Source organism: Methanoplanus limicola DSM 2279, assembly GCF_000243255.1.
Classification (GTDB): Archaea; Halobacteriota; Methanomicrobia; order Methanomicrobiales; family Methanomicrobiaceae; genus Methanoplanus; species Methanoplanus limicola.
On record NZ_CM001436.1, the window covers coordinates 988702 to 1010582 of the forward strand.

Sequence of the window (21881 nt, forward strand, 5' to 3'; positions counted from 1 at the left end):
TTTAAAAATATAACTAAATAAAAATCTGTCCGAAATCGGCAGAATAAATAAGTATTAGGTAAAAAACAGAGATAATGTTGTACCGGAATTATAGCTATCAGTTTTGGTACCGGGAATAATCGGGCATGGATGCAATATCTATACTAATAGACTGGCTGCCGTATCTCCTATCCGGAATAATTGTCACAATGGGCCTTGTCGCCGCAGGACTTGGAATAGGTGTTCTTCTTGGTCTGCCGATGGCACTCGGACAGGTATATTCAAAATGGCCGGTCAGGGCCGCAATAGGCGTTTATGTATGGTTCTTCAGGGGCCTTCCTGTTCTTGTTCTTCTCTTTCTGTTTTACTTCGGTCTCTTCCCTGCAATTGGACTTGGAGATATGCCGGCGTTTTTCGTCGGAGCAACAGTGCTTGGGCTCAGAGGGGCCGCATATCAGTCGCAGATATTCAGAGGAGCTATTCAGTCGATAAGCGACGGGCAGATGACAGCCGCAAGATCACTTGGAATGAGCAGATTTACAGCTATAAAATCAATAATTCTGCCTCAGTCAGTACGAATTGCACTTCCGGGATGGTCAAATGAATATCCGAATATTCTCACAGATTCAGCAGTCTGCTATGCCATCGGTGTAATGGAATTAATCACAAGAACCTCACAGATAGTCTCACAGACATACCTTACAATGCCAATCTACATTGCCTGCGCCGGAGTATTCATCCTATTAAATTATGCAGGTATGAAAGGACTCTACATACTTGAGAACAGGCTGGCGATACCTGGTTTTGGCGGAAACAGCGGGGAAGTATAAATTATGTCAGACAATGATTATATCCTTAGAATAGAAGATATTCATAAAAAATACGGAAATAATGAAGTATTAAAAGGCGTCTCACTCGATGTAAAAAAAGGTGAGACGATCGTCTTCATAGGATCTTCGGGTACAGGCAAGAGTACTTTATTAAGGTGCATAAACCAGCTTACACCACCAGAAAAAGGGAGAGTATTTCTTAATGGTGAAGAGGTCACAAATTCCGGGAAGAGAATAAATAATTTCAGGCAGAAGATCGGTATGGTCTTTCAGAATTTTTACCTCTTTGACCACTTAACGGCAATCAGAAATGTTGAGATCGCCTTAATCAAAGTACGCGGGATGAAACCCGATGAGGCAAGAGAGAAAGCCATGAATGAACTCCGCCAGGTCGGAATGGAAGACTGGGCAGATCATTATCCTGCGGAACTTTCCGGAGGTCAGGCGCAGCGGGTCTCAATCGCACGTGCACTTGCAATGGATCCTGATGTAATACTCTTTGATGAACCGACATCGGCACTTGATCCTGAACTCACAAGGGAGGTTTTGGAGGTCATGAAGAAGCTGGCAAAAGACGGGATGACAATGCTTGTCGTAACCCACGAGATGGGATTTGCACAATCGGTTGCGAACAGGATTATATTTATGGAAGAAGGAAAGATCCTTGAGGAGGGCACACCTGAAGAGATCATGAACAATCCTAAATCCGAGAGGACAAAGAGTTTTATCGGGCAGTTTAATAGCGGATACTAAGGGAGGTATAAATGGACCAGATGACATTTATTGCAGAAATTCTGATGCCGGCACTGATCGGCGGACTTGTAATTACGCTTCAGCTCATTGCGCTGTCCGCACCTTTCGGACTCCTTGGAGGAATAGGAGTTGCTGTAGGGAGGACATACGGGGGGCGTTATACAGTAATCTTCTGCAAGGCCTATGTCACATTCATCAAAGGGTGCCCGCTTTTACTTCTGCTGTTTATTCTGTACTTCGGCCTGCCTTCAGTCGGCATCACACTCACTGCCTTTGTGGCATCAATAACCGGATTTATACTGTGCAATTCAGCTTACAGTTCAGAGTATATCCGCGGTTCGATGAAATCGATACGGGAAGGTCAGTTGATTGCCGCAAGAGCGCTCGGCATGACAGAAAGGCAGGTAATTGTAAATATTGTACTCCCACAGGCACTCAGAAGAGCAATTCCCGGACTATCCAATGAATTCATCTACCTGATAAAATATTCGTCACTTGCATATATGCTCACAGTAATAGAGCTTACAGGTGCAGGAAAACTTGTGGCTACAAAATATTTCGCATACAATGAGGCATTTATAATGGTCGGTGCAGTCTATCTTCTGCTTGTGACTATAACAACATTCGGTGCAAATATGCTTGAAAAGAAGTATGCAATACCCGGAACCAGCGGGCGCTGAAAAATTAATCATTAATTTTTTCAGTGATTAAATAAATCTCTATATACGGACAGATTATTCATATTATTAGCTACAGATTGATGCTGAATGGCTGCATATTAAATCCATTCCGATAAATATCTGAACAGAGGGATTGTAATAAAAATTAAGAACAAGATAAATCTGATCACTCTTATTGTAGCCCTTGTGCTTATTCTGGGCCTTATTGCCGGAACTTACATAATAGTGCTTAACGGCCTCTTCAATATCGAAGAACATGAGGCCATAGATAATTCAGAGAGAGCAGAGAACTATATCTATTACAAAATATCTGATGTTGACAGAATAAATAAAGACTGGGCATTCTGGGATTCATCATACTATTTTATGGATGATAAAAACACAGAATTCATCGGAGAGAATTTTGTTGACTCCACATATTATAACCTCAAAATCAATTCAATCCTCTATTTTGACCTAAACAGCACACTATTTTATGGAGAATATTATAATCTGGATGATGATGAATTCACCAATATTCCAAAAGGGCTTTTAGATTCAATCAAAGAGCATATTTCAGTAAAAGGTCCTGATCCGTCAGAGGGCATCGCCGGATTCATGGAGGCAGATGGTAACCTCCACATTGTATCTATAAATCCGGTTCTGACAAGCAATATGGACGGAACTCCAAAGGGAATACTTGTTATGACAAAGGAGGTATCCGGAGAATATCTCAGTGAAATCTCAGATGAGATCAATATTGAACTGGAATTAACCGGAATTACGGGTCTGAACAGGGAATACCCTGAAATTAACGGCATGAATTCACGCCTCATTTCATATGGACCAGATGAGGAGGAGATCTATGTCAAATCAATGATATCTGACATCAGCGACAGGCCGGTTGCAGTGCTTACAGTTACTGACAGCAGGGATTTATTCGCTTTAGGTCTTAGTACAGTGACATTCTTCTCAGGATATGTACTTATTCTCTGTGCAGCAGTCGTTATAATCCTGAATATAACTTTTGAATCATTATTTACCAGAAGACTTGAATCAGTCTCTTATGAACTGAAAAGAATAGCAAGCACAAAAGATTATGAGTCACGTCTTAAAGATGAGCATGACGATGAAATATCATTAATCTCAGACTCCGGAAACATCCTGCTTGAAACAATACAGAGAAATGTGCAGCATCTTGAGGAGAAGAACCGTGAACTGAACAGGACACTCCTGAAGAAATCAGAACTTATTGCAGAACTCCACCACAGAGTTAAAAACAACCTTCAGTACATAATAAGCCTCCTCGGAATAAAGTCACTTAAAATAAAAGATCCTGAGGCACTTGAAGTAATTAATGATGCAACCGGAAGGATCAAATATCTCGGAATGATCCACGATGATCTCTACAGAAAAGAGGAGAGAAAAACTCTGCTCTTTAAGAGTCATCTCTTCGATCTGGCAAACCTTATCATGGAAGGCATGTCCGAAGAGAAGCGAGAGAAGATATCCGTTCAGATAACCGGCGATGAATTCGAGACCGATCTCTCATATGCAATTCCTCTAAGCACTGCTCTGTATGAACTGATTAAGAACTCAACCGAACATGCCTTTGATCAAAAAGGAGGCAGGATTGATATAGATATCAAAAAGAGCAATTCCGGGATTATAATAAAAGTAAAGGATGACGGAACAGGAATCGGAAATCCAGAGGGCAAAGAGTTCAGTTTTGGGATCAATTTTGCCAAAAATATCATTACAAAACAGTTATCCGGAACGATGGAAAATATCCGGTCCGAAACAGGGACATGCTGGTTGATATCACTTAAAAAGATCGGAACGGATGAAGAACACTCCCATAACCCGAAGCAATAATCACATAAAAATCCAAGGGAATAAAGAATAGTTCACATAACTCTGATTCAAATGAGACGAATTCTGATTGTTGAAGACGAAGATCTGATTGGGGAATTTATAAGGACGGTCGTAACCGAAATTATGGGTCATGAGGGTATAGGCCCTGTAATTTCATCTAAAGAGGCGTATGAAACAGCCATAGCTCTTAAACCGGATTTAATCCTGATGGACATACGCCTTGCCGGTGAAGGTGACGGCATTGAGGCTGCTGAGAAAATCAGGAAAAGCGGAATAGATATCCCGATAATATTCACTTCGGCAAGCACTGAAGCGGCTACAGTGAAGAGAACTGAAGAGATCAGCAACTCAGAATTTCTTAAAAAACCCTTCGAGATCAAAGATCTGATCCGGCATATATCCGGATATATTTAGTAATAGTGCGGGATATAAGCAATCTGAGTAAATCTGTATCAAAAAAGTCACTCATGAACCAGCTGGTTAACAGATGATGAATGAAACAGTGCACTGTTTCATAGGAAATTCCGGCTATAAAAACAGAAACTGACTGTTCAAACCGGAAATTTACAAAAAAAGATGATTAAACCTGAATATCTCAGGCAAGTTTATACTTCTCAATAAGTTCTTTCCAGTATGGGTCTGCCATAAGCATATCAAGACCGTCATTGAGTGCGTTAAGAAGTCTTACATCGTCCTTCCGGACAGCAATTCCGTACTCTTCATCTGTCTGAATTGTACCGAGCATGACAACATCATCCTTTTCAGCGATAATGTCCTTTACTACCGGAGTATCGTACATTGCTGCATCAATTCTCTTGTTTTCAAGATCTGAAACTGCAAGTGGGAAATTGTCATAGAGTTTGAGGTTATCCTCAGGCATAAGTTCTGTCTTAATGAGGTTTGTTTCAATCCACTCTGCTGCTGTTGAACCTCTCTGTGCACCGCAGACAACCTTTCCGGCTTTATAGTCATCAAGTGTTATTTCAGAGTCTGCCCTTACAGCAACTGCCTGATTTGCAACCCAGTATGGCTTTGAGAAGTTTACTTTCTCAAGTCTCTCGTCTGTGATTGTCATTCCTGAATAGACCATGTCAATCTTTCCTGCCTGAAGTGCCGGAATAATACCGTCCCATGCCATTGGCTGAATCTCAACATCGAAACCTTTCTTATCAGCAATCCATTTAATTGACTCAACATCAAAACCTGTGGGGTTTCCGTCTTTGTCAATGTATGAGTACGGAGGATATTCGCCGTCAATTCCGACAATGTACTTGACATCAATAATTGTCACTTTCTCTACAACAGGAACTGTCTCATCCGCACCGGTGCAACCTGCAATGGCAACTGCCATTACAGCAAGCGCGAGCATAAAAACAGTAGTAAACTTTCTGTCCATAATGTAATTTAGGGTAGAGAAGAATATATCGGTTATGAATTTGTTCGCAGTAACGGGCGCGGCAGATAGATCAGCTGCATCAGATTAAAAAAGGTGTAAAATCCTGTACGTTAAGAGTTTGTGATAACGCCTTTAACGGAATAACAAAATATTCATGCCATGCTAAAGCATAACATACTATAGATATGTACTGGAACAAAGAGATGGAGACGCTCACCGGAGATGACCTTGACAGACTCCAGGCAAGGCACCTCAGGTGGACGGTAAAACAGGCACAAAAAGTTCCATTTTACAAAAAACTCCTTAATGACGCAGGAATTTATGCAGACGACATTCGAAGGAAGGAAGATATTGTAAAACTTCCTTTTACCACAAAAAAGGATTTGCAGTCCGGATATCCGTTTGGATTTTTTGCTGTCCCTAAAAAGGAGATTGTCCGGATACATACCACATCCGGCACTACCGGAAAACCAACTGTAGTCGGATATACCAGAAAAGACCTTGAAAACTGGTCTGAACTTATTGCCAGAAATATGACAATGGTCGGCCTTACTGACGAGGATACATTTCAGAACGCAGTGAATTATGGTCTTTTTACAGGCGGACTTGGATTTCACTACGGTGCAGAGAAAGTCGGCATGACAGTAATTCCAAGCGGCACGGGAAATACAAAACGCCAGATCGAGATGATCGATGACTTTGGCGTCACCGCAATGCACTGCACTCCCGGTTATGCGCTCCATCTCGCCGAGGTTGCAGAACAGATGGGGACAAAGCTTGAGAGCTTTAAAACCGGAATGTTTGGTGCTGAACCGTGGTCTGAGAATATGAGAAAGACCCTTGAGGAGAAGCTTGCCGTCACCGCCTATGATTCATACGGCATGAGTGAGATGTACGGCCCGGGCGCTGCATTTGAGTGTCCCGAAAAGGACGGGCTTCATTTCTGGCATGACTCTTACTTAATTGAGATAATTGATCCTGAGACCGGAGAGAGCCTCTCTCCCGGAGAGAAGGGTGAACTGGTCGTAACTCCGCTTGTAAAAGAGGCGATGCCGCTTATAAGATACAGAACGGGCGACATCACATATATCATTGATGACGAATGCCCCTGCAAAAGAGGAGACAGGATTGCAAGGATTACCGGGAGAAGCGATGATATGCTTGTAATACGCGGAATTAACATATTTCCGTCACAGATTGAGCATGTACTGAAGTCACTTCCGGAAGTAGGGGATCAGTTTATGGTGTATGTTGACAGGGTTAATCACCTTGATGAGATGACCATTGACACCGAGATAAAGAGAGAATATTTCAGCGGTGAACTATCTGACCTTGAAAAAATTCAGAAGAAAATAATTCATCAGTTAAGGGAGACACTGAATATAAGGACAAGCGTGAACCTTGTCGAACCGGAATCACTGCCCCGTTTTGAAGGAAAGGCAAAGAGAGTCATTGATAAGAGAGGGGATAAGATATGAAAATATGGGACCCAAGAATTGAGGAGATGCCGGCAGCAGATCTGAAGAAACTTCAGTACAGACATTTAAAGACACTTGTTTACCGGCTTTACAGCTTTTCAGAGTTCTATCACCGGAGAATGGATGAGCAGAAGGTCCATCCGGATGACATAAGGTCACTTGCAGACATTACAAAACTGCCGTTTATGTACAAGAGTGACTTAAGAGACAATTACCCAAACAGGATCTTTACCGCACCCCAGGAAGAGCTGGTACGGTACCACGTATCTTCAGGTACAACCGGCAAGCCGACGGTTGTCGGTTATACGCAAAAAGACCTTGACATCTGGACAACCTCACTTGCAAGGGCGCTCACCGCAGCAGGTCTTGGCCGGGGCGACATCATGCAGGTATCGTACGGTTATGGCCTCTTCACAGGTGGTCTTGGTCTGCATTACGGTGCGGAGAAGATCGGTGCAACGGTTGTCCCTACAAGTGTCGGCAATACAGAGAGACAGATTGAACTTATGCAGGATTTATCAGTTACAGCCATCGCCTGCACGCCATCATATATGGTTCACCTTGGAGAAACAGCCGAAAAAATGGGCATATCAATTAAGAACGATACCAACCTTAAAACCGCAGTTCTCGGGGCAGAACCCTGGTCAGAGACGATGAGGCAGAGAATTCAGGAGCAGATGGGAATTTCGGCATACAACATCTACGGCACATCTGAACTTTCAGGTCCGATGTTCACCGAATGTGCAGAGCAGAACGGGATTCATATCTGGGGAGATATTGCCTATACTGAAATTATCGATCCTGAAACCGGAGAGCAGCTTCCTCCGGGCGAGAAAGGGGAACTTGTTATGACAATCCTTCAGAAGGAGGCACTGCCGATGATAAGGTTCAGGATTGGTGACATCACTTCCCTTGATGAATCTGTATGCCCGTGCGGCAGGACTCATCCAAGAATAGAACGCATTCAGGGGCGTGTGGACGATATGCTTATCATCCGGGGAATTAATGTCTTCCCGTCACAGGTAGAGCATGCACTGCTCGGAATTCCGGAAGTATCAGGACATTTCCAGATTATTGTTGACCGGAAAGGTGCCCTTGATACTATGCTTGTGCAGGTTGAGTTAAATCCGGACTCTTTTTCGGATAAAGTATCGGATATAATGGATATACGAAACAAGGTATCGCATCTGCTGAAAAATCAGCTCAATGTCGCCGCCGGTGTAGAACTCGTTGCACCGGGGGCACTGCCAAGATTTGAAGGAAAGGCAAAGAGAGTAACTGACAGGAGGGTAATGTAATGAATACTGAGGATTATATAATCAAACAGATTTCCGTATTTTCAGAGAACAAACCGGGAAGACTTGCAGCGATTGCAAAGGCTATGGAGGAAGAGAAGATCAATATCTTTGCTTTCTCAATTGCCGAGGCAAAGGGTTTTGGTGTTGTGAGGGTTTTGGTTGACAAGCCAAAAGCAGCACTTGAGAAACTTGTAAATATCGGGTTCATGGTCTCATTTACAGATGTAATTGCGGTAAGTATGCACGATGTCCCCGGCGGGCTGTACGAGATTGCAGACATCCTTGCAAAAAGTGAGATCAATATTGAATACTCATACGCATATTCCGGAAAGGAAGCGGCAGTTCTGATCCTTCGTGTCGATCAGGCTGAAGAGGCAGTCCGGCGCCTTCTTGATAACGGTGCAAATCTTCTTAAATCAGAGATGTTCACCTGATCCGGGATTTGGATGATATTTCTGCTTTTTGAAACTATGCGGCCGGAAATTCTGCAATCAACTTTTTTTTCGTCAATCGGTTTATTGATAAAAATTTACGGATAATTCACTCCCAAAATATTGTTTCAGAAGAGGAAAAAGCCAAAATATAACAGATATCAGATCATATTAGTTAAGGTAATTCCGTTTGCAGGTGTAATCCGGATTATTTACGAAACTTTATGGCACTTTCCCGGATCCATAGGGTAGAGGATATCCTTTTGGGCTTCGAACCCAAAGACGCGGGTTCGATTCCCGCTGGGTCCGCTAAAAAAAATATAATTTTTTTATTCTATTTTAATATACGAAACATTGCCGGAAGCCACACCTATTCCGACTGAAACAGTTTCTGAGTCATCAGCAGCGTCAGTTGCAGACGCTATTACCCTGAAGAGGTAATTTCCGGATGGCATTCCATACACATTTATGGTTTCACTACTGGTGTAATCAACAAGCGGCCCGGATAAACCACTGAGTGTTTTATACGGCAGCCAGATGCCGTCACCCTCACGGAGGTAATATATTTTATGACTCACCTGTTCACTTCCGGAATAATTTACCTTCCATCCGAGATCAAATCTGTCAGTTACAATATCACCGGATGTGACCGTAAGTTCTTCTATGTCAAGTTCTGTAGAGGTGATTCCTGTAGAATTGAGGTCAGCCACCGCTGTAACATATGTAGCGGGGAGGGAGAGATAATCTGTTCCGTTATTGAAGCTTATCGTTGAGCCGGAACCGAATATATTCAGGTTGCCGCTCTTCATTATTTTAAGCCTGAAACTGGTCTCCCAGTGCTGACCAAGTTTTATTGTTCCGACATTGAAGTCCAGATTCTGATCATCTGCCCAGTCCAGGGTCTGATCTTCAGTATAGAGAGGAATTATTGTTGCCGTCGAATTCCATGATTCAATCGTCGTTGAGACACCGTCCAGATAGACATAGTCAATAACGGGATCTTCCGCTGTATTAGGTACAGTCACATTATTGAGTTCAATGTTGTCAAATACAAGCTGCATTGTTGTGTTGACACCGGCCTCGGTCTTAAGTTCACCTGCAATGCTTGTATATATTGCCCCCAGATCATTACCTGTGGGTGCATAGTAGTATTTACCTCCCGTGCATTCCGCTATTTTTTCGAGAACTTCTTTTCCATCTGTTGAAATGGAATCGGCAAAAGCTATTGAATATATTGTAATATTGTTGTTATTTGCATAGACTGTAAGGTTCTGCTCTGCTGATGTGAGATCTGAAAACGGATAATAATTCTCAGTCAGGGTGCCGTAATATGTGGGACCGGAATAATAGTATTTATACCCATAATAATAGTAATAACCGGCATAACCCCTTGCAAGCGGATCACCATAGTAGTTATAATCGCCATCAGAGAGAAGAATTACACCCTTTACTGCATCTGCTCTCCCGTTATCAACAAGCTCTTTTATGGCAAGGTACAGACCCTTCCTCATCGGAGTGCCGCTCATAGGGACAATTCTGTCCACTTCATAGTCAAAAGAAGAGCGGTCAGTAGTAAGTGAGAGATCGACAGTTGCATAACTGCTGTAATATTTACCATTGCCAGGATAATATAAACTTATGTATGAGCCGTCATCTGAACTTCTGTCGTCACGGCCGGCCCAGTAATCATAACCATAGTAATAGATATTGGACGAACCGGAAACACCAAATGAGGCAATTCCAACCTGATCACGCCCTTCAGACATCTCTGAACTGAATGTTTTGAGAGCTGACATAGCAGAGACCATCCTGTCCGGATAATCCTTTAACATACTGCCGGAACGATCAACAGATACCATCACATCTATTGGATCAGGAGTCAGTGCATACCCGTCACCATATATGCTCACGCTCACATCGACAGTGCCATTCACTGCCACAGTTTCAGGTTCTGCAAGAGTTGTAACACTGATATACGGATAATTCTTCCATTCGACCTTTATTGTCCGGCTTACATTGCCCCAGTGGGCTGTGACTGTGCAGTTCGCCTCCGCAAGTTCGTTAAAATCCGGAGATGACCAGGCAGTCTCAAATTCTCCGGGTATAAACTCAACTATCGCCTGCCCGTATTCATCAGATTCGGCAGTTGTCTGAAGCAGCTGAGGACCCTCAGCCTGGTACGCAGGGTATGTCTTATCTTCAAGGGAGAATGAAACTATTTCGTTCTTCACCGGATTTCCCCTCTCGTCAATAACCTTTGCACGGATCAGTGAATTTGAATCAGGAAGGACATCCACACTCGGCATAGTCTCCGGATTTGCAGTCAGGAGCATATTTACAGGTTCTGTGCTGTCAAACAGGAGATCATTGCTGACTGATGCACTTGAATTGTCTGTCGATGTTGCGGTCAGTGTAAACAGCCCCTTCTGGCTCTTGGGGCCGTATGTCACACTAATCCTGCCGGCAGAATTGGATCTCAGAGTAAAGTCATCTTCGTTTGGATCTGATGAGCTTATGGTGACAGTTCTGTTGCCGGAAGGATTGCCATGGAGATCATATAGAAAATACGTAACTGTAAACGGAGTCTCGCCGTCTGCGGGGACGTAAGGAGGGTCTGCCGCATGCGGGCTGACAGCAGATTCAATTACCGCAGGCGGAGCCGTTGAAATTCCATTTATGACTATAAGGTTCTGACTTAGTGGTTCAGGGGGTTCAATATTGATGAGATTCTCCCCCGGTGTTGTAGAGATAAGGAATATTACATTTACAAAGCCGTCTGAACTCACCGTTTCTGTAATTGTATCCTCTGAATAATCAACACCGTTCCAGAATCCTGAGGTACCTCCGGAAGATGAAAATGTTATATATTCCGCCAAAGTTCCCTCAGCATCTTCCCTCCTGCTGTCAATGATATTCTCATAGGCATCGGTCATCCGCACCGAAATATCGATTTCACTTCCGACTTCAGATTCATAATCATAATTTAAATATGATATTCTGTCAGGAACGGAATGATCGACATAAAGAGTTATTATTTTTGACAGAAAATATTCAGAATCATCCACGGTATAGTTGACTTCCGCAACAATAGTTGGTTCTCCGCTTCTGACAGAGCTGAATGTTGTTTTGTAGGGAGATGATGTGTCAGATGTTATATCCGGCTCACCATAAATTTCCGGCTGAGTACAGTAAAACTCTACTGAAGATACAGAAACACTCAGGTTTGTAATCTCAACAGTTATTTCAGCGCCGTTTCCGCCGGCAGTTATCCACTGGCTGTCAGATGTAATATCTACTTCAGATTCCTCAAGTGCCGCTGAGAGACCGCACAGGAGAGAAAATGAGATCAGGAAAATTAATATCGGAATGAATTTCATAACATTTCAGCCACAGAGCTATAAGATTGATAAAAATAAGTAATTTCAGACTATATATCTTTTGGATATAATTCAGAGGGAAAAAAACAACACAGATTAAGGAGATAATTAAATAATATTTCACACTACTCTGTCAAAATCATAACAGGAAGAATGACCAGTCGTATTTATCGGAGGAATCAGAGCATATATAAGCCCTGAATTCCGGAATGTATTTTTTTTTGCCGGAAAATTGAGATCAGAGAGTTCCGCCGCCCTTCCGACCCGATCTTCCCTTTGAACCGCCTTTTTTTAACCCGGAAAATCTCTTCAGACCAAAGAATACCGCCGCACAGACAATTATTATCAGGAGTGCTATTCCGCCTATGAAAACTATATCCATCTCTTTTTCAATTGTCAGGACTATCTCCATCTCAGTGCTGCCTTTGGGAACGTTCTTCAGAACAGCTGCATCTTTATATCCTTTGCAGGTTACATCAAATGTATAGTCCTGACCGGACAGAAGCTGTGTGGTTATCTTTCCGGATGAATCAGTCACACCTATGGTGTTGTTATCCGATTTCACAACCGCACCCGGGACTGCTTTATGATCTCTGTCCTCAACAAATAATGTTACATCCGACTTGCCGTATTCGATTACTGCAATTATGTTGTCATCCGTTCCGTCTATTGTGTATTCGTTATACCAGTTTTCATAGCCGGTTTTTCTGACCTCAAATGAGTGTTTTCCGGCGATAAGGTTTGTAACGCCTGATCTTCCGTAGGTATCGGATTTGCCGAAGTAATCTGCATCTATGTAAATTTCAGCGTATTCTACGGGGCGTTTCTCAGAGTCATATACTGAGAGGGTTATAGGGTACAGTGATTTTGAGAGTGTTACAGGATAGATTACTTCAGCACTTCCAAAGAAGTGGCTCTCTTCAAATACCTGATATTCATCTTTCTGTATTCTGACGTCATATGTTCTCTCATGTTCAATATATGCAGTAAGCCTGCCGTCACTTCCGGTTGTTCCCTGGAGTATCCCTTCAATATATACAGATGTGCCTGGAAGAGGTAGTCCGTTTTCAGCTTCTTTTACCTGAAAGACAATGATGTCATTTCTTTTAATGAGGTAGTCAACCTTTTTTGTGCTCTGATCCATCTCAACGGTCTTTTGTATTGTATCATATCGTGGAAGCTGAACCTCTATGACATAAACTGACTGAAGAGGCACTTCGAACACTGCTTCTCCGGATGAGTCAGTTGCCTCGCTGTCATCCGTTCCTGTGCCGGAGATCTTCACAACCGCACCTGAGAGTGCTTCAAGGGTGTCAGCATCGAGGACATTTATTGAGAGAATACCCTTTTCTCTTTTCATCTCTGCAAAGAAGGATGTCTTTGAGCCGGAGATGAGATCATTCAGATATTTATACCCGCTTTTTTCAACACCAACTCTGAGTGAGTCAGAAAAGGAATGAGAGTATGTGTACTGCCCGTCACTGTTTGTACTTCCGATATATGCACCGTTTATGTAAACCGATGCACCTTCAACAGGCGTCTGGTCAAATTCATCCCTTGCAGTTATTGTCAGGGTTGTAGCCTGAACTATGCAGCAGAGGGTTGTCAGTATTAATGCCAGGGCAATTATCCGGCGGAGATTCATGAAAAACTATTCTATCTCTATATTTTTAAATATGCGGGTTGTTTCCGGATGGAGAAGAAGAACCTGTTAATCCGTTTTGGCAGACTCATTTTCATATTATGCGAATTAATATATATGCCGGAATCCTACAATTTAGACGGTAAAATTGTCATCCAATATTCTGAAAAAGAATGAAATAATGGAAATCAGGCAGTTGCAGAATAAATTAAACAGCCTTAGAGTAAGCTTTGGAGTTAAAAATATAGGTATATTTGGATCAGTTGCAAGGGGGGAAGAGAAAGCAACCAGCGACATTGATATTTTAGTTGAATTTAAAGAGGGAGAAGCAACTTTCCGGAATTTTATGGACCTCATCTCCTGTCTTGAAAACCTGTTTGCAAGGAAGGTCGATCTTGTGACAACCGGAGGAATTGATCCTTACCTCCGGCCATATATTGAAAATGAGGTAGTCTGGTGCTGAAATCCAGGGAAATATTTTTACGTCATATTCTTGATGAAATGCTCTTTCTTCATGAATACAGCAGTGGAATAACATTTGACGATCTCGTCGGTGACGAAGTACTGAAAAGATCTTTTCTCCGGAGTATTGAAGTAATTGGTGAGGCAGCAAAGAATATTCCCTTGGATTACAGAGAAAAACATCCGAAATTACCATGGAAAGATATGGCAGGAATGAGGAACCGCCTGATACATGCCTATTTCAGTGTTGACTGGGAGATCGTCTGGAATGTTGTCTCAGATGAAATACCATCATTCATACCAATAATACGGCAGTTAATTGACAGTTGCAACAATCATAATTTCACAAAACCTGAAAATAATCGTTGAAAAACATGGAGACGGATCACCATGTATCCAACTGAACTTAATACCTTTGTAGCAGATTTTACAGTCTGATTCAATTATCACTGCCAATGACGAAACTTTCCTTACAGTTCTCAGCTGTTTTATGCCCGATAATCCAAAAGCTTTTCTGAAATTCAGATAGGAGTTACGCAGTACAAAACTTATCTTAAATGTTTGGAAACTTCAAATCATTATTTTATTCAATGGATCACCATATCTGGCTAACAAATTAATCGTTTCGCGTAAGTCCTATCAGATAAAAACAGCTATACTCCCTATGGAATATTGCAGATAAGGAAAACTGCGTTTTGTAAAAAGACCACAGCGATTCTGCGAAGCTATGGCAAAAATAAAAAAAATGATTTGTTTAATTTAGTCTTTTCTGAGAACCAGTGCTGCGACTGCTCCAAGACCAATCAGTGCAATAAGTGCGCCAAATCCTGGTGAAGCTGTTGGCTTCGGGGTTGGCTGCTCTGTAGGTGCAACTGATGGTGCGGTTGTTGGACCGGTTGTTGGTGCAGTTGTTGGTGCAGTTGTTGGTGTGGTTCCCTTAAGAACATTGAATGTTGTGGTTGCGGTTGAATCTGCTTCGATTGCTTCTGCTTTAACGATGTACTCGTCTGGCTTGAAGGTTGAAGCGTCAACGTCCATTGACCACTCATTGTATGTTGTTCCCTCTGCAACCTGAACGGTTGAAGATGCGCCGGAGAACTCGCCGCTCTGTGTCTTCTGTGTTGGCTGGAATGATGAAGATGTTACTTCAACAATAAGATCGTCGCCAACAGCGAGGTTTGTTGTTCCAGAAATTGTGAACTGGTCACCAACGTAGTGATCACCGATTGAATTGATCCTGATCCATGGCTCTTCTACGAGGAAGGTCAGCTTGTAGTATGTATCATCAATGTCTGGTGAGTTAATAGAGTTAATCAGTGCCTCTGCGGCGTCAGATCCCTGAAGCTTTCCTGTTCCCCAGATTATAAACTGGCTAGTTGCAGAGGTAGTACCCTTAGCCTGCTGAGTTACCTCAACTGAATTAGATCCTGTAGCAGAAGCATCCACATCAAATACACCATTGTACATCGGGTGCTGAACTACTACGAAATACTGACCTGCTGCGAGATTTGCAGTATCTCCACTTCCAAGTTCATACTCAAATGAACCATCATCATTTACAGTTTCTGTAACCTTCTGATTGTTGTTGGTTATACCATTCCAGTAATTCTTTCCAAGGATCCAGATTGCAACACCCTGAGTTGGATTACCTTCTGCGGTACCACGAACATAGAGTTTATCACCTTTTGCTACAGTAGATGCAGATGTTGTTGCTGTTACAAATGGCTTCTTTATGACAACAGAAACAGTATCATACTTTGTATTTGAAAGTCCTGACTTATCATACATTGATGAAGTAACATAAATTGTATATGTACCAGCATCAAGAGTCATACCTGATGAAGTATCCCACTTAAATTCCCATGTATCATCTGTCTTTACAGTTTCATGAGTATATCCATCTGTTCTAGAGAAATTAACATAGTCCTGTGGAGATGTTAAAATACCACCATCTTTAGGTAGATTTGGACCAGTAATAAAGAGATAGACATCATTTGTATCAGTATTAGTACCTGAGAGTGTAACTTCCTCTCCGAGATAATATGAACCATCACCAGAAGCTGTAATAGTTACTGCTCCCTTTTCAACTTTTACCTTAACAGTATCATATAACTGATCACTGAGCTTAGTAGGAGATACTACCTTTGCTGTGCGAATAGTATATACTGCATCTTTGGTACCACCATCGGTCATGAGACCTACAGTGATCTTTCCATCAGAACCAGTTTTAGCTTTTACTGCCCATTCATTTGTAACACAATCTGTTGCATATGGAACATCATCACTTACATTTGCACCAGTTTTATAGGCCATTAATTCAATCTGTGCCTCTAAGAGAGGTGTAACTGAATCCTGATTTGGTACAAAGATTGGTGGATATCCACTATTTTTAGACATGTTTGTATAACTGTCAGTTCCAGATAGCCAAATGACATAATCTGTTTTTGGTGCACCTTCAACTGTAACTGTGAAATCATTATTGCGGACAACGGTTTCCTTGTCTGCTGTAATTGTAACAGTATCTTTATCAATTGTAAGTGTTCCAATCTCGGACTTAGTTACACCAGTTACTGTTCCAAGGTTGTCCTTCATGCCATTAACATTACACTCTGCATAAATCTTGTATGTACCAGCCTTATAATCTTTCTGAAGGAGTTGCCAAACACCAGTCTGAGTTCCTGCGGGAAGCCAGTATAGAGTATTGTTTGGTTTTACTGCAGATAAATTGGAGCTACCACCAGATTTATCGAAAAGCTTTGTAAGTGTCGCGCCATCCGGAGTCTCAACGTAAAAATCAATTCCAGAACCTATTCCTGTTGCTGTACGGATACCACGTGCAAAGAGGGCATCAAGATTGCTGTTGACACGAATTGCAATATCATCATTGGTAATTGCCTTCTTGTTTGTAATTTCTTTACTCGAATTCATACTGAATAAAGAAACTGACAATGATGCTTTCTGAACGTAGAATGCAGCTTCAGTTGATGTACCATTAAACCATGCCCCTGTTTTTCCTGTAAAAACATCAGGGGAAACATAGAAATTAGTAGGATCAGAAACAGTTATAACTGATGATGGTGCATCTGTTCCAGGTTTGCTTCCTGAACTATACCAAGATAATGTATTCTCAGTTCCAAGAAAAACACTATTAATATTAAGCCCTGATTCTCCAATGAATGTTGTATTCCCTTTAATTACGGTCTTGCCATAATCACCAGCCATTGCAGGTGCAACAAGGAGAAGTACAGCAACCAGAGCAACCAGTGCTATTCCTAATTTTTTACTTGTCAATTTAAACCTCCTTTAACATACTTGTAAGGATCAGGCCGTCAACCCAGTCCGGCAATCATAACGAAACAAACCAATTGGCACTTTGCGGTGCTGTCTTGATCAGTTCGACTTTTGCCGAATGAGGATTCACCTTGCCCCATACTCCGAACGACGGAATATACACCAATATTTGTGGAACACTAATTATATCCTTTGTGGTCGGATTGAAGGACTGAAGGTTATAAAGGAAGAAGAAAAGGAAATCATAACGACGGGCATTCATTGTTATGGTCGCTCATTGTGATAATATAGTTATCCGGCCGGATAATACGGCAGTAAAATCAGACGGGGAAAAAGCTCCCGGAAACTTGAAAAACAAATAAAATCAATTTAATATCAACCGGATAAACAATCAGAATCATATTTCAGCGATTTTTTGCATGCGCTTTTTTCGTCATTTACAGGAAACCCGCAGTAAGATAAACATTACAGAGAAAATAAGAGCAGTATTAATTTTAAATCTATGAAAAAATGCTGAAAAATCAGAAAAAAAATGATGATGACGACAATAATAATAGCAACAGTAATAATGATAAACAAACTCTGACCATTTAATTACACCAGCCTATTACAACATTCACGACCGGCCCCGCCTTACCGGAAAACTGTGCGCAGATACATCCAATATTTACACATTTATCATAATTCCGGATCAAAATTCCAATTATCAGGGAAATTATCCGGCCTGATTCGTCAGATTAATAAATCACCTGCACCAATATGTAAATGCACAATCTACTAGAAGTCCGGTAGTGTAGCGGTCAATCATGTGAGACTCTGGATCTTGCGACAGCAGTTCGAATCTGCTCCGGACTATAACTCCTATGAAACATTGCACTGTTTCATTCATTATCTTTGAACTGACAGGTTCATGAATGACTTTTTTTTGGAACTTGAATTACAATTCATCTCAATATTCTTAAAATATAATTTTGTGACAAATCTTATGATCTTTAACGGATATTTTATCAGCCACCCACAATACATACAGCAAACAAAAAACTATAATCCCGAACCTACAATATAATGCATTATGCAGGCAGAAGAACAACACTCAAGGGTAACATTAACCATTCATCCGGACATCAAGGATCGTGTTTGTTCACTTAAAAGAGGAAATGACACATATAATGATGTTTTGAAAACAATGCCTGACACCATAGAAATTGGTGAGGAAGGAGATTGCCACGGCATCATATTCCTTCATTCAGTTTTAGTAAAAGGTGACCTGAAAAAGTTAAAAAAACCCATCACTCTGCGTATGCACATAGAAGATAATGGCACAATACACCTTGCAAATACTGAATTTAAACTTCTGGTCTTATGTGATAACTTAAACGAAGCTATTAAAGAAGCACAATACGAATATTCAGATTTATTTGACATCTATAATAATTCAGAAACCAAAATGAGTAAGGATGCAGAAAAATTTGGTAAAAAACTGAAAGATTCTGTCTGGATGTGAATATGTCTCTTCTGAAATGTGATAAAGTAAAAAGTTCGCTTAAAAAGAAAGGAGTTTGCACCATTTCCGGAAGACAAAAACATGTAGTATATACATTCTGTCACAAAGGGGAACTTCAGGCAATATCAACGCATATGAGTCACAATAATCAGGAGATTAACGATTTTCTCCAGAAAGAAATGGCAAAACAGATGCCCCTCACAAAATCAGAGTTTATCGAATTTATAAAATGTAATATTACCAAAGAGGATCTAATTGACAAATATGCAGAGATGGACCTCATACAATAACAATAAAACGATTTTTAAAAGATCAATTCAACATTATTCTGAATATCAATTATTTTAAAATCCAGTCAGACTTTAAATCAACTGTCCCTAAGCCAGCAGTGCTGCTATAATTCCGGTAAGGAAAACCCCGTCAAAAGTTCCGGCACCACCAATACTCGCAACCGGAGCACCAATCTCCCCAAGTCGTTTCAGGTTTAACAGATCAGCGCCGGCAAGAGTGCCCATAGTGCCGCCGATATATGCAATGACAGGTGCGGCAAGGGAGTCACCCCATCCAAAGACAATACCGCACAGAAGAGCACATAGCGGAGGTACGAAAAACGGTGTCACAATCCCTACACCCTGAACCGGACCTGCAAACCTGTTTGTGACAAATGCTACAAGTAAAACAGCAACAAGAACTGAAATATATAATCCGGAATCATAACCCATGCTCATCATCCGGAAGAGCAGAATGATACTGATTAATACAGGAATTACAGCACCCCCAAAATTAACGGCAACCACAGTTTCGGTTGAGAAATCCGAAACCCTGTAGTATCTGTTCATTAAAAGACCATGTGGAACTTTAAAAGCCGTTGGATTTGATTTTATTTTAGCAACAGGAATATTGATGAAACTTCCAATAATCGAACCAAAAAGAATCAGTATTACTCCGGCAGGACCAAAACCAAGCCTTGAAAGGGCACTGCCGATAATCCCGAGAAATATGAGAGGAAGCAGGAATATTAATGCAAGAATTAAAAATATCAGAATTATTATCGAAAACGGATTGAAAAAATACCTGTGCATGCCTGATGAAAAATTGGATTTCAAGATATATAACATTCATGAAGACAGGCATCCTGAAAAGGATTAACACCTGCAGAAATATTACCCTCTTGTTACCCGGATATACCTTTAGCTACATAAATGCCGGATTCTGATTAAAGAAATAAAACAATTACTGCCAATTATTAGCCGGAAATCTCCTTTTTCCGGCAGATAATACAGGCGTGGTCATGATGATAAGGTTCAAGCCAGAGCGTGTCCTCAACAACAAGACCGCCAGCTTCCAGCTCAAGGATTGATGCCTCAAAGACCTCTTTGGCAGATCTGGTGACATCAACGCTTCTCGTCTTCAGCATAAGGATCAGAATGCCGCCATCTTTTAATAAAGGCAGATTTTTTATTGCAATTCCTGTCTGATCCGGCTGAGCTACATCCTGATAGAGAATATCAGCAGGTTCGGTCAGCATAGCATACTCAGAAGGCCGGCCGGCATCACCCATGATCGGAACAATATTCTTTCTCCGCTCCGAAACAGCCATCAGATCCTGCATGGGCCGTGGAGCAAATTCCACAGCATACACCGTATCCACATAATCAGCAACATGAGAAACAGTCGTACCGTTCGCCGCACCCAGATAGAGGACTACCGATTCAGGAGGAAGATCAATATCCTTCCTCTTCATAGCAAGTGCAGCAAATTTACTACGATAAGGATCCCACACCCTGTAACCGTCCATCATCTTCTCCCCGTAAACACCACCTTTGCCTTCGGAGACAAGCACATTATTAATGCGAATCATTCAGAACCACCTCTTTTATCTTTATCACCTGCTTTTTTTTCGTAATCGGCCCCGTAAAGTGTCCGGTCTATCCTCTCCTGCGCCCCACATATAAACTCTTCATTGTAGGAGCCGGTATAGTAATCAATTTTAGCAGCTATAGCCAGTTTCCCGGCTAAAACCCTTGCAACCTTCCCACGGACAGGTCTCGGAGCATTATGGACACGCCTGTGCTGAAAGATAATTCCATGCTTGGGCGGCGGGGTTTTGGCCCGCATATGTGTAAACAGGGCACTCTCAGCACCAATCACCTGAATTGAAGATGAAGGCAGGGCTGAAAGTTCCTTAAGACTCCCGGCACGGGATATAAGTCTTGCAGCAACAAGACCACCGACAAGTTCACTGCAGTTTGGTGCAAGATTTCCTGCCATAGCAGAGATCGCCTTCATAAGCCTTGTCCGTTCATCTGCAAGTTTTTCTATATGGCCGGCAAGATAACCAAGACCTGTACCCTTCTCCCTCTTCATCTGGCCAAGCATCTTCTTTGCCGGAATATTCTTGTATTTCCTTGAAAAACCAGGTTTTCTGACCAGGTACCATTCAGTTGCCCTTTCAGTCATCAGATTAATAACATTGTCCATCTCATCAAGCATCCTTACCATCTGGACAAGTTCAAGATCTTCCTGACTGTAATAATCCTTTATCTTCTCTTCCGCATGGGCAAAACAGATTTTTCTGAGTGCAGACAGATATTCCCGCCGATCACTAAACATCCCGGCTTCAATGGCAATGTCGGGTTCTGCCAAAACAACATACCCTAAAGAGGACAATTCCTTAATACGGGCGAGGGATTCCTGAATATCACCTTTAAAGGGTCTAAAAACCCCGTCTTCATCCTTATCTCCAAACCAGAAACTCTGCATACTGCAATATCATCAGTCAGGATTTTATAAAAAATGGCGTAAATATGCGCAAGTGTAAACATTCCTGCAATCAGAATATATATACATAATCCTCATTAATTAAAGAAAAAATAAGACAGGCCTTTTAACAAAAAAGGAAGAAA

The 21881-nt window shown here is 41.7% G+C and carries 19 protein-coding genes and 2 tRNA genes; 14 read left to right on the forward strand and 7 right to left on the reverse strand.

What is annotated here, in order from left to right; all coding sequences use genetic code 11:
* The first annotated feature begins 125 nt into the window (after positions 1–125).
* The 5 genes from METLIM_RS04710 (at position 126) to METLIM_RS04735 (ending at position 4510) form a co-directional block, all read left to right on the forward strand.
* A complete protein-coding gene (locus METLIM_RS04710) occupies positions 126–809 on the forward strand; it encodes an amino acid ABC transporter permease (protein WP_004076788.1) in 684 nt (227 codons plus the stop codon).
* Between the two features lie 3 nt (positions 810–812).
* Positions 813–1562, forward strand: coding sequence for an amino acid ABC transporter ATP-binding protein (locus tag METLIM_RS04715; protein ID WP_004076789.1), 750 nt, complete (start codon positions 813–815; stop codon positions 1560–1562).
* An 11-nt stretch (positions 1563–1573) separates the two neighbouring features.
* Complete coding sequence (locus METLIM_RS04720; protein ID WP_004076790.1) at positions 1574–2242, forward strand: amino acid ABC transporter permease; 669 nt, start codon at positions 1574–1576, stop codon at positions 2240–2242.
* Positions 2243–2428: 186 nt separating this feature from the next.
* Complete coding sequence (locus METLIM_RS04730; RefSeq protein WP_004076791.1) at positions 2429–4096, forward strand: CHASE4 domain-containing protein; 1668 nt, start codon at positions 2429–2431, stop codon at positions 4094–4096.
* A 51-nt stretch (positions 4097–4147) separates the two neighbouring features.
* On the forward strand, positions 4148–4510 hold the full coding sequence (locus METLIM_RS04735; protein WP_004076792.1) for a response regulator: 363 nt from the start codon (positions 4148–4150) through the stop codon (positions 4508–4510).
* 181 nt (positions 4511–4691) lie between these two features.
* On the opposite strand, the gene METLIM_RS04740 is transcribed toward METLIM_RS04735, so the two are convergent.
* Complete coding sequence (locus METLIM_RS04740) at positions 4692–5492, reverse strand: ABC transporter substrate-binding protein (protein WP_004076793.1); 801 nt, start codon at positions 5490–5492, stop codon at positions 4692–4694.
* 185 nt (positions 5493–5677) lie between these two features.
* On the opposite strand from METLIM_RS04740, the gene METLIM_RS04745 reads away from it, so the two are divergent.
* The 4 genes from METLIM_RS04745 to METLIM_RS04760 all read left to right on the forward strand — a co-directional run bounded on the left by METLIM_RS04745 (position 5678) and on the right by METLIM_RS04760 (position 9008).
* The gene (locus METLIM_RS04745) at positions 5678–6970 is read left to right on the forward strand and encodes a phenylacetate--CoA ligase family protein (protein WP_004076794.1); all 1293 of its coding nucleotides are present in this window, start codon (positions 5678–5680) and stop codon (positions 6968–6970) included.
* Positions 6967–8268, forward strand: a complete 1302-nt coding sequence (locus METLIM_RS04750) for a phenylacetate--CoA ligase family protein (protein WP_004076795.1) — start codon at positions 6967–6969, stop codon at positions 8266–8268. The genes METLIM_RS04745 and METLIM_RS04750 overlap by 4 nt, the downstream gene beginning before the upstream one ends.
* The gene (locus METLIM_RS04755) at positions 8268–8702 is read left to right on the forward strand and encodes a hypothetical protein (protein WP_004076796.1); all 435 of its coding nucleotides are present in this window, start codon (positions 8268–8270) and stop codon (positions 8700–8702) included. The genes METLIM_RS04750 and METLIM_RS04755 overlap by 1 nt, the downstream gene beginning before the upstream one ends.
* A gap of 234 nt (positions 8703–8936) precedes the next feature.
* A tRNA-Arg gene (locus METLIM_RS04760) sits at positions 8937–9008 on the forward strand.
* A 20-nt stretch (positions 9009–9028) separates the two neighbouring features.
* Here METLIM_RS04760 and METLIM_RS04765 read toward each other — a convergent pair.
* Both METLIM_RS04765 and METLIM_RS04770 read right to left on the reverse strand, forming a co-directional pair.
* On the reverse strand, positions 9029–12076 hold the full coding sequence (locus METLIM_RS04765) for a VWA domain-containing protein (RefSeq protein WP_004076797.1): 3048 nt from the start codon (positions 12074–12076) through the stop codon (positions 9029–9031).
* A 238-nt stretch (positions 12077–12314) separates the two neighbouring features.
* Positions 12315–13721 (reverse strand): collagen binding domain-containing protein, encoded by a 1407-nt coding sequence (locus tag METLIM_RS04770; protein ID WP_004076798.1) that lies wholly within the window; start codon positions 13719–13721, stop codon positions 12315–12317.
* Positions 13722–13866: 145 nt separating this feature from the next.
* On the opposite strand from METLIM_RS04770, the gene METLIM_RS04775 reads away from it, so the two are divergent.
* Positions 13867–14181 (forward strand): nucleotidyltransferase family protein, encoded by a 315-nt coding sequence (locus tag METLIM_RS04775; protein ID WP_245543585.1) that lies wholly within the window; start codon positions 13867–13869, stop codon positions 14179–14181.
* Positions 14175–14549 carry a HepT-like ribonuclease domain-containing protein gene (locus tag METLIM_RS04780; protein ID WP_004076800.1) on the forward strand — a complete coding sequence of 125 codons (375 nt, stop codon included), beginning with the start codon at positions 14175–14177 and terminating at the stop codon, positions 14547–14549. Before METLIM_RS04775 ends, METLIM_RS04780 begins: the two co-directional genes overlap by 7 nt.
* Before the next feature lie 390 nt (positions 14550–14939).
* Here the strand turns inward: METLIM_RS04780 and METLIM_RS04785 are convergent, their stop codons facing one another.
* Complete coding sequence (locus METLIM_RS04785) at positions 14940–17471, reverse strand: MEMAR_RS02690 family S-layer glycoprotein (protein ID WP_004076801.1); 2532 nt, start codon at positions 17469–17471, stop codon at positions 14940–14942.
* Positions 17472–18253: 782 nt separating this feature from the next.
* Here METLIM_RS04785 and METLIM_RS04795 point away from each other — a divergent pair.
* The 3 genes from METLIM_RS04795 (at position 18254) to METLIM_RS04805 (ending at position 19265) form a co-directional block, all read left to right on the forward strand.
* A tRNA-Gln gene (locus METLIM_RS04795) sits at positions 18254–18326 on the forward strand.
* A 217-nt stretch (positions 18327–18543) separates the two neighbouring features.
* Positions 18544–18975, forward strand: coding sequence for a hypothetical protein (locus METLIM_RS04800; RefSeq protein ID WP_004076802.1), 432 nt, complete (start codon positions 18544–18546; stop codon positions 18973–18975).
* Positions 18976–18977: 2 nt separating this feature from the next.
* The gene (locus tag METLIM_RS04805; protein WP_004076803.1) at positions 18978–19265 is read left to right on the forward strand and encodes a hypothetical protein; all 288 of its coding nucleotides are present in this window, start codon (positions 18978–18980) and stop codon (positions 19263–19265) included.
* A gap of 87 nt (positions 19266–19352) precedes the next feature.
* Here METLIM_RS04805 and METLIM_RS04810 read toward each other — a convergent pair whose 3' ends face one another.
* The 3 genes from METLIM_RS04810 to METLIM_RS04820 form a co-directional block, all read right to left on the reverse strand.
* Positions 19353–20081, reverse strand: coding sequence for a DUF1614 domain-containing protein (locus METLIM_RS04810; protein WP_245543586.1), 729 nt, complete (start codon positions 20079–20081; stop codon positions 19353–19355).
* Positions 20082–20221: 140 nt separating this feature from the next.
* Positions 20222–20836 carry a fibrillarin-like rRNA/tRNA 2'-O-methyltransferase gene (locus tag METLIM_RS04815; RefSeq protein ID WP_004076805.1) on the reverse strand — a complete coding sequence of 205 codons (615 nt, stop codon included), beginning with the start codon at positions 20834–20836 and terminating at the stop codon, positions 20222–20224.
* Positions 20833–21738, reverse strand: a complete 906-nt coding sequence (locus tag METLIM_RS04820; protein WP_004076806.1) for an NOP5/NOP56 family protein — start codon at positions 21736–21738, stop codon at positions 20833–20835. The genes METLIM_RS04815 and METLIM_RS04820 overlap by 4 nt, the downstream gene beginning before the upstream one ends.
* Positions 21739–21881: the final 143 nt, after the last annotated feature.

Excerpts from the sequence above, each read along its gene's own strand:
- METLIM_RS04815 (WP_004076805.1), bottom strand. The coding sequence starts at position 20,836 with ATGATTCGCATTAATAATGTGCTTGTCTCCGAAGGCAAAGGTGGTGTT.
- METLIM_RS04770 (WP_004076798.1), bottom strand. The coding sequence starts at position 13,721 with ATGAATCTCCGCCGGATAATTGCCCTGGCATTAATACTGACAACCCTC.
- METLIM_RS04805 (WP_004076803.1), top strand. The coding sequence starts at position 18,978 with ATGTCTCTTCTGAAATGTGATAAAGTAAAAAGTTCGCTTAAAAAGAAA.
- METLIM_RS04800 (WP_004076802.1), top strand. The coding sequence starts at position 18,544 with ATGCAGGCAGAAGAACAACACTCAAGGGTAACATTAACCATTCATCCG.
- METLIM_RS04720 (WP_004076790.1), top strand. The coding sequence starts at position 1,574 with ATGGACCAGATGACATTTATTGCAGAAATTCTGATGCCGGCACTGATC.
- METLIM_RS04735 (WP_004076792.1), top strand. The coding sequence starts at position 4,148 with ATGAGACGAATTCTGATTGTTGAAGACGAAGATCTGATTGGGGAATTT.
- METLIM_RS04765 (WP_004076797.1), bottom strand. The coding sequence starts at position 12,076 with ATGAAATTCATTCCGATATTAATTTTCCTGATCTCATTTTCTCTCCTG.
- METLIM_RS04710 (WP_004076788.1), top strand. The coding sequence starts at position 126 with ATGGATGCAATATCTATACTAATAGACTGGCTGCCGTATCTCCTATCC.
- METLIM_RS04740 (WP_004076793.1), bottom strand. The coding sequence starts at position 5,492 with ATGGACAGAAAGTTTACTACTGTTTTTATGCTCGCGCTTGCTGTAATG.
- METLIM_RS04820 (WP_004076806.1), bottom strand. The coding sequence starts at position 21,738 with ATGCAGAGTTTCTGGTTTGGAGATAAGGATGAAGACGGGGTTTTTAGA.
- METLIM_RS04755 (WP_004076796.1), top strand. The coding sequence starts at position 8,268 with ATGAATACTGAGGATTATATAATCAAACAGATTTCCGTATTTTCAGAG.
- METLIM_RS04750 (WP_004076795.1), top strand. The coding sequence starts at position 6,967 with ATGAAAATATGGGACCCAAGAATTGAGGAGATGCCGGCAGCAGATCTG.
- METLIM_RS04715 (WP_004076789.1), top strand. The coding sequence starts at position 813 with ATGTCAGACAATGATTATATCCTTAGAATAGAAGATATTCATAAAAAA.
- METLIM_RS04745 (WP_004076794.1), top strand. The coding sequence starts at position 5,678 with ATGTACTGGAACAAAGAGATGGAGACGCTCACCGGAGATGACCTTGAC.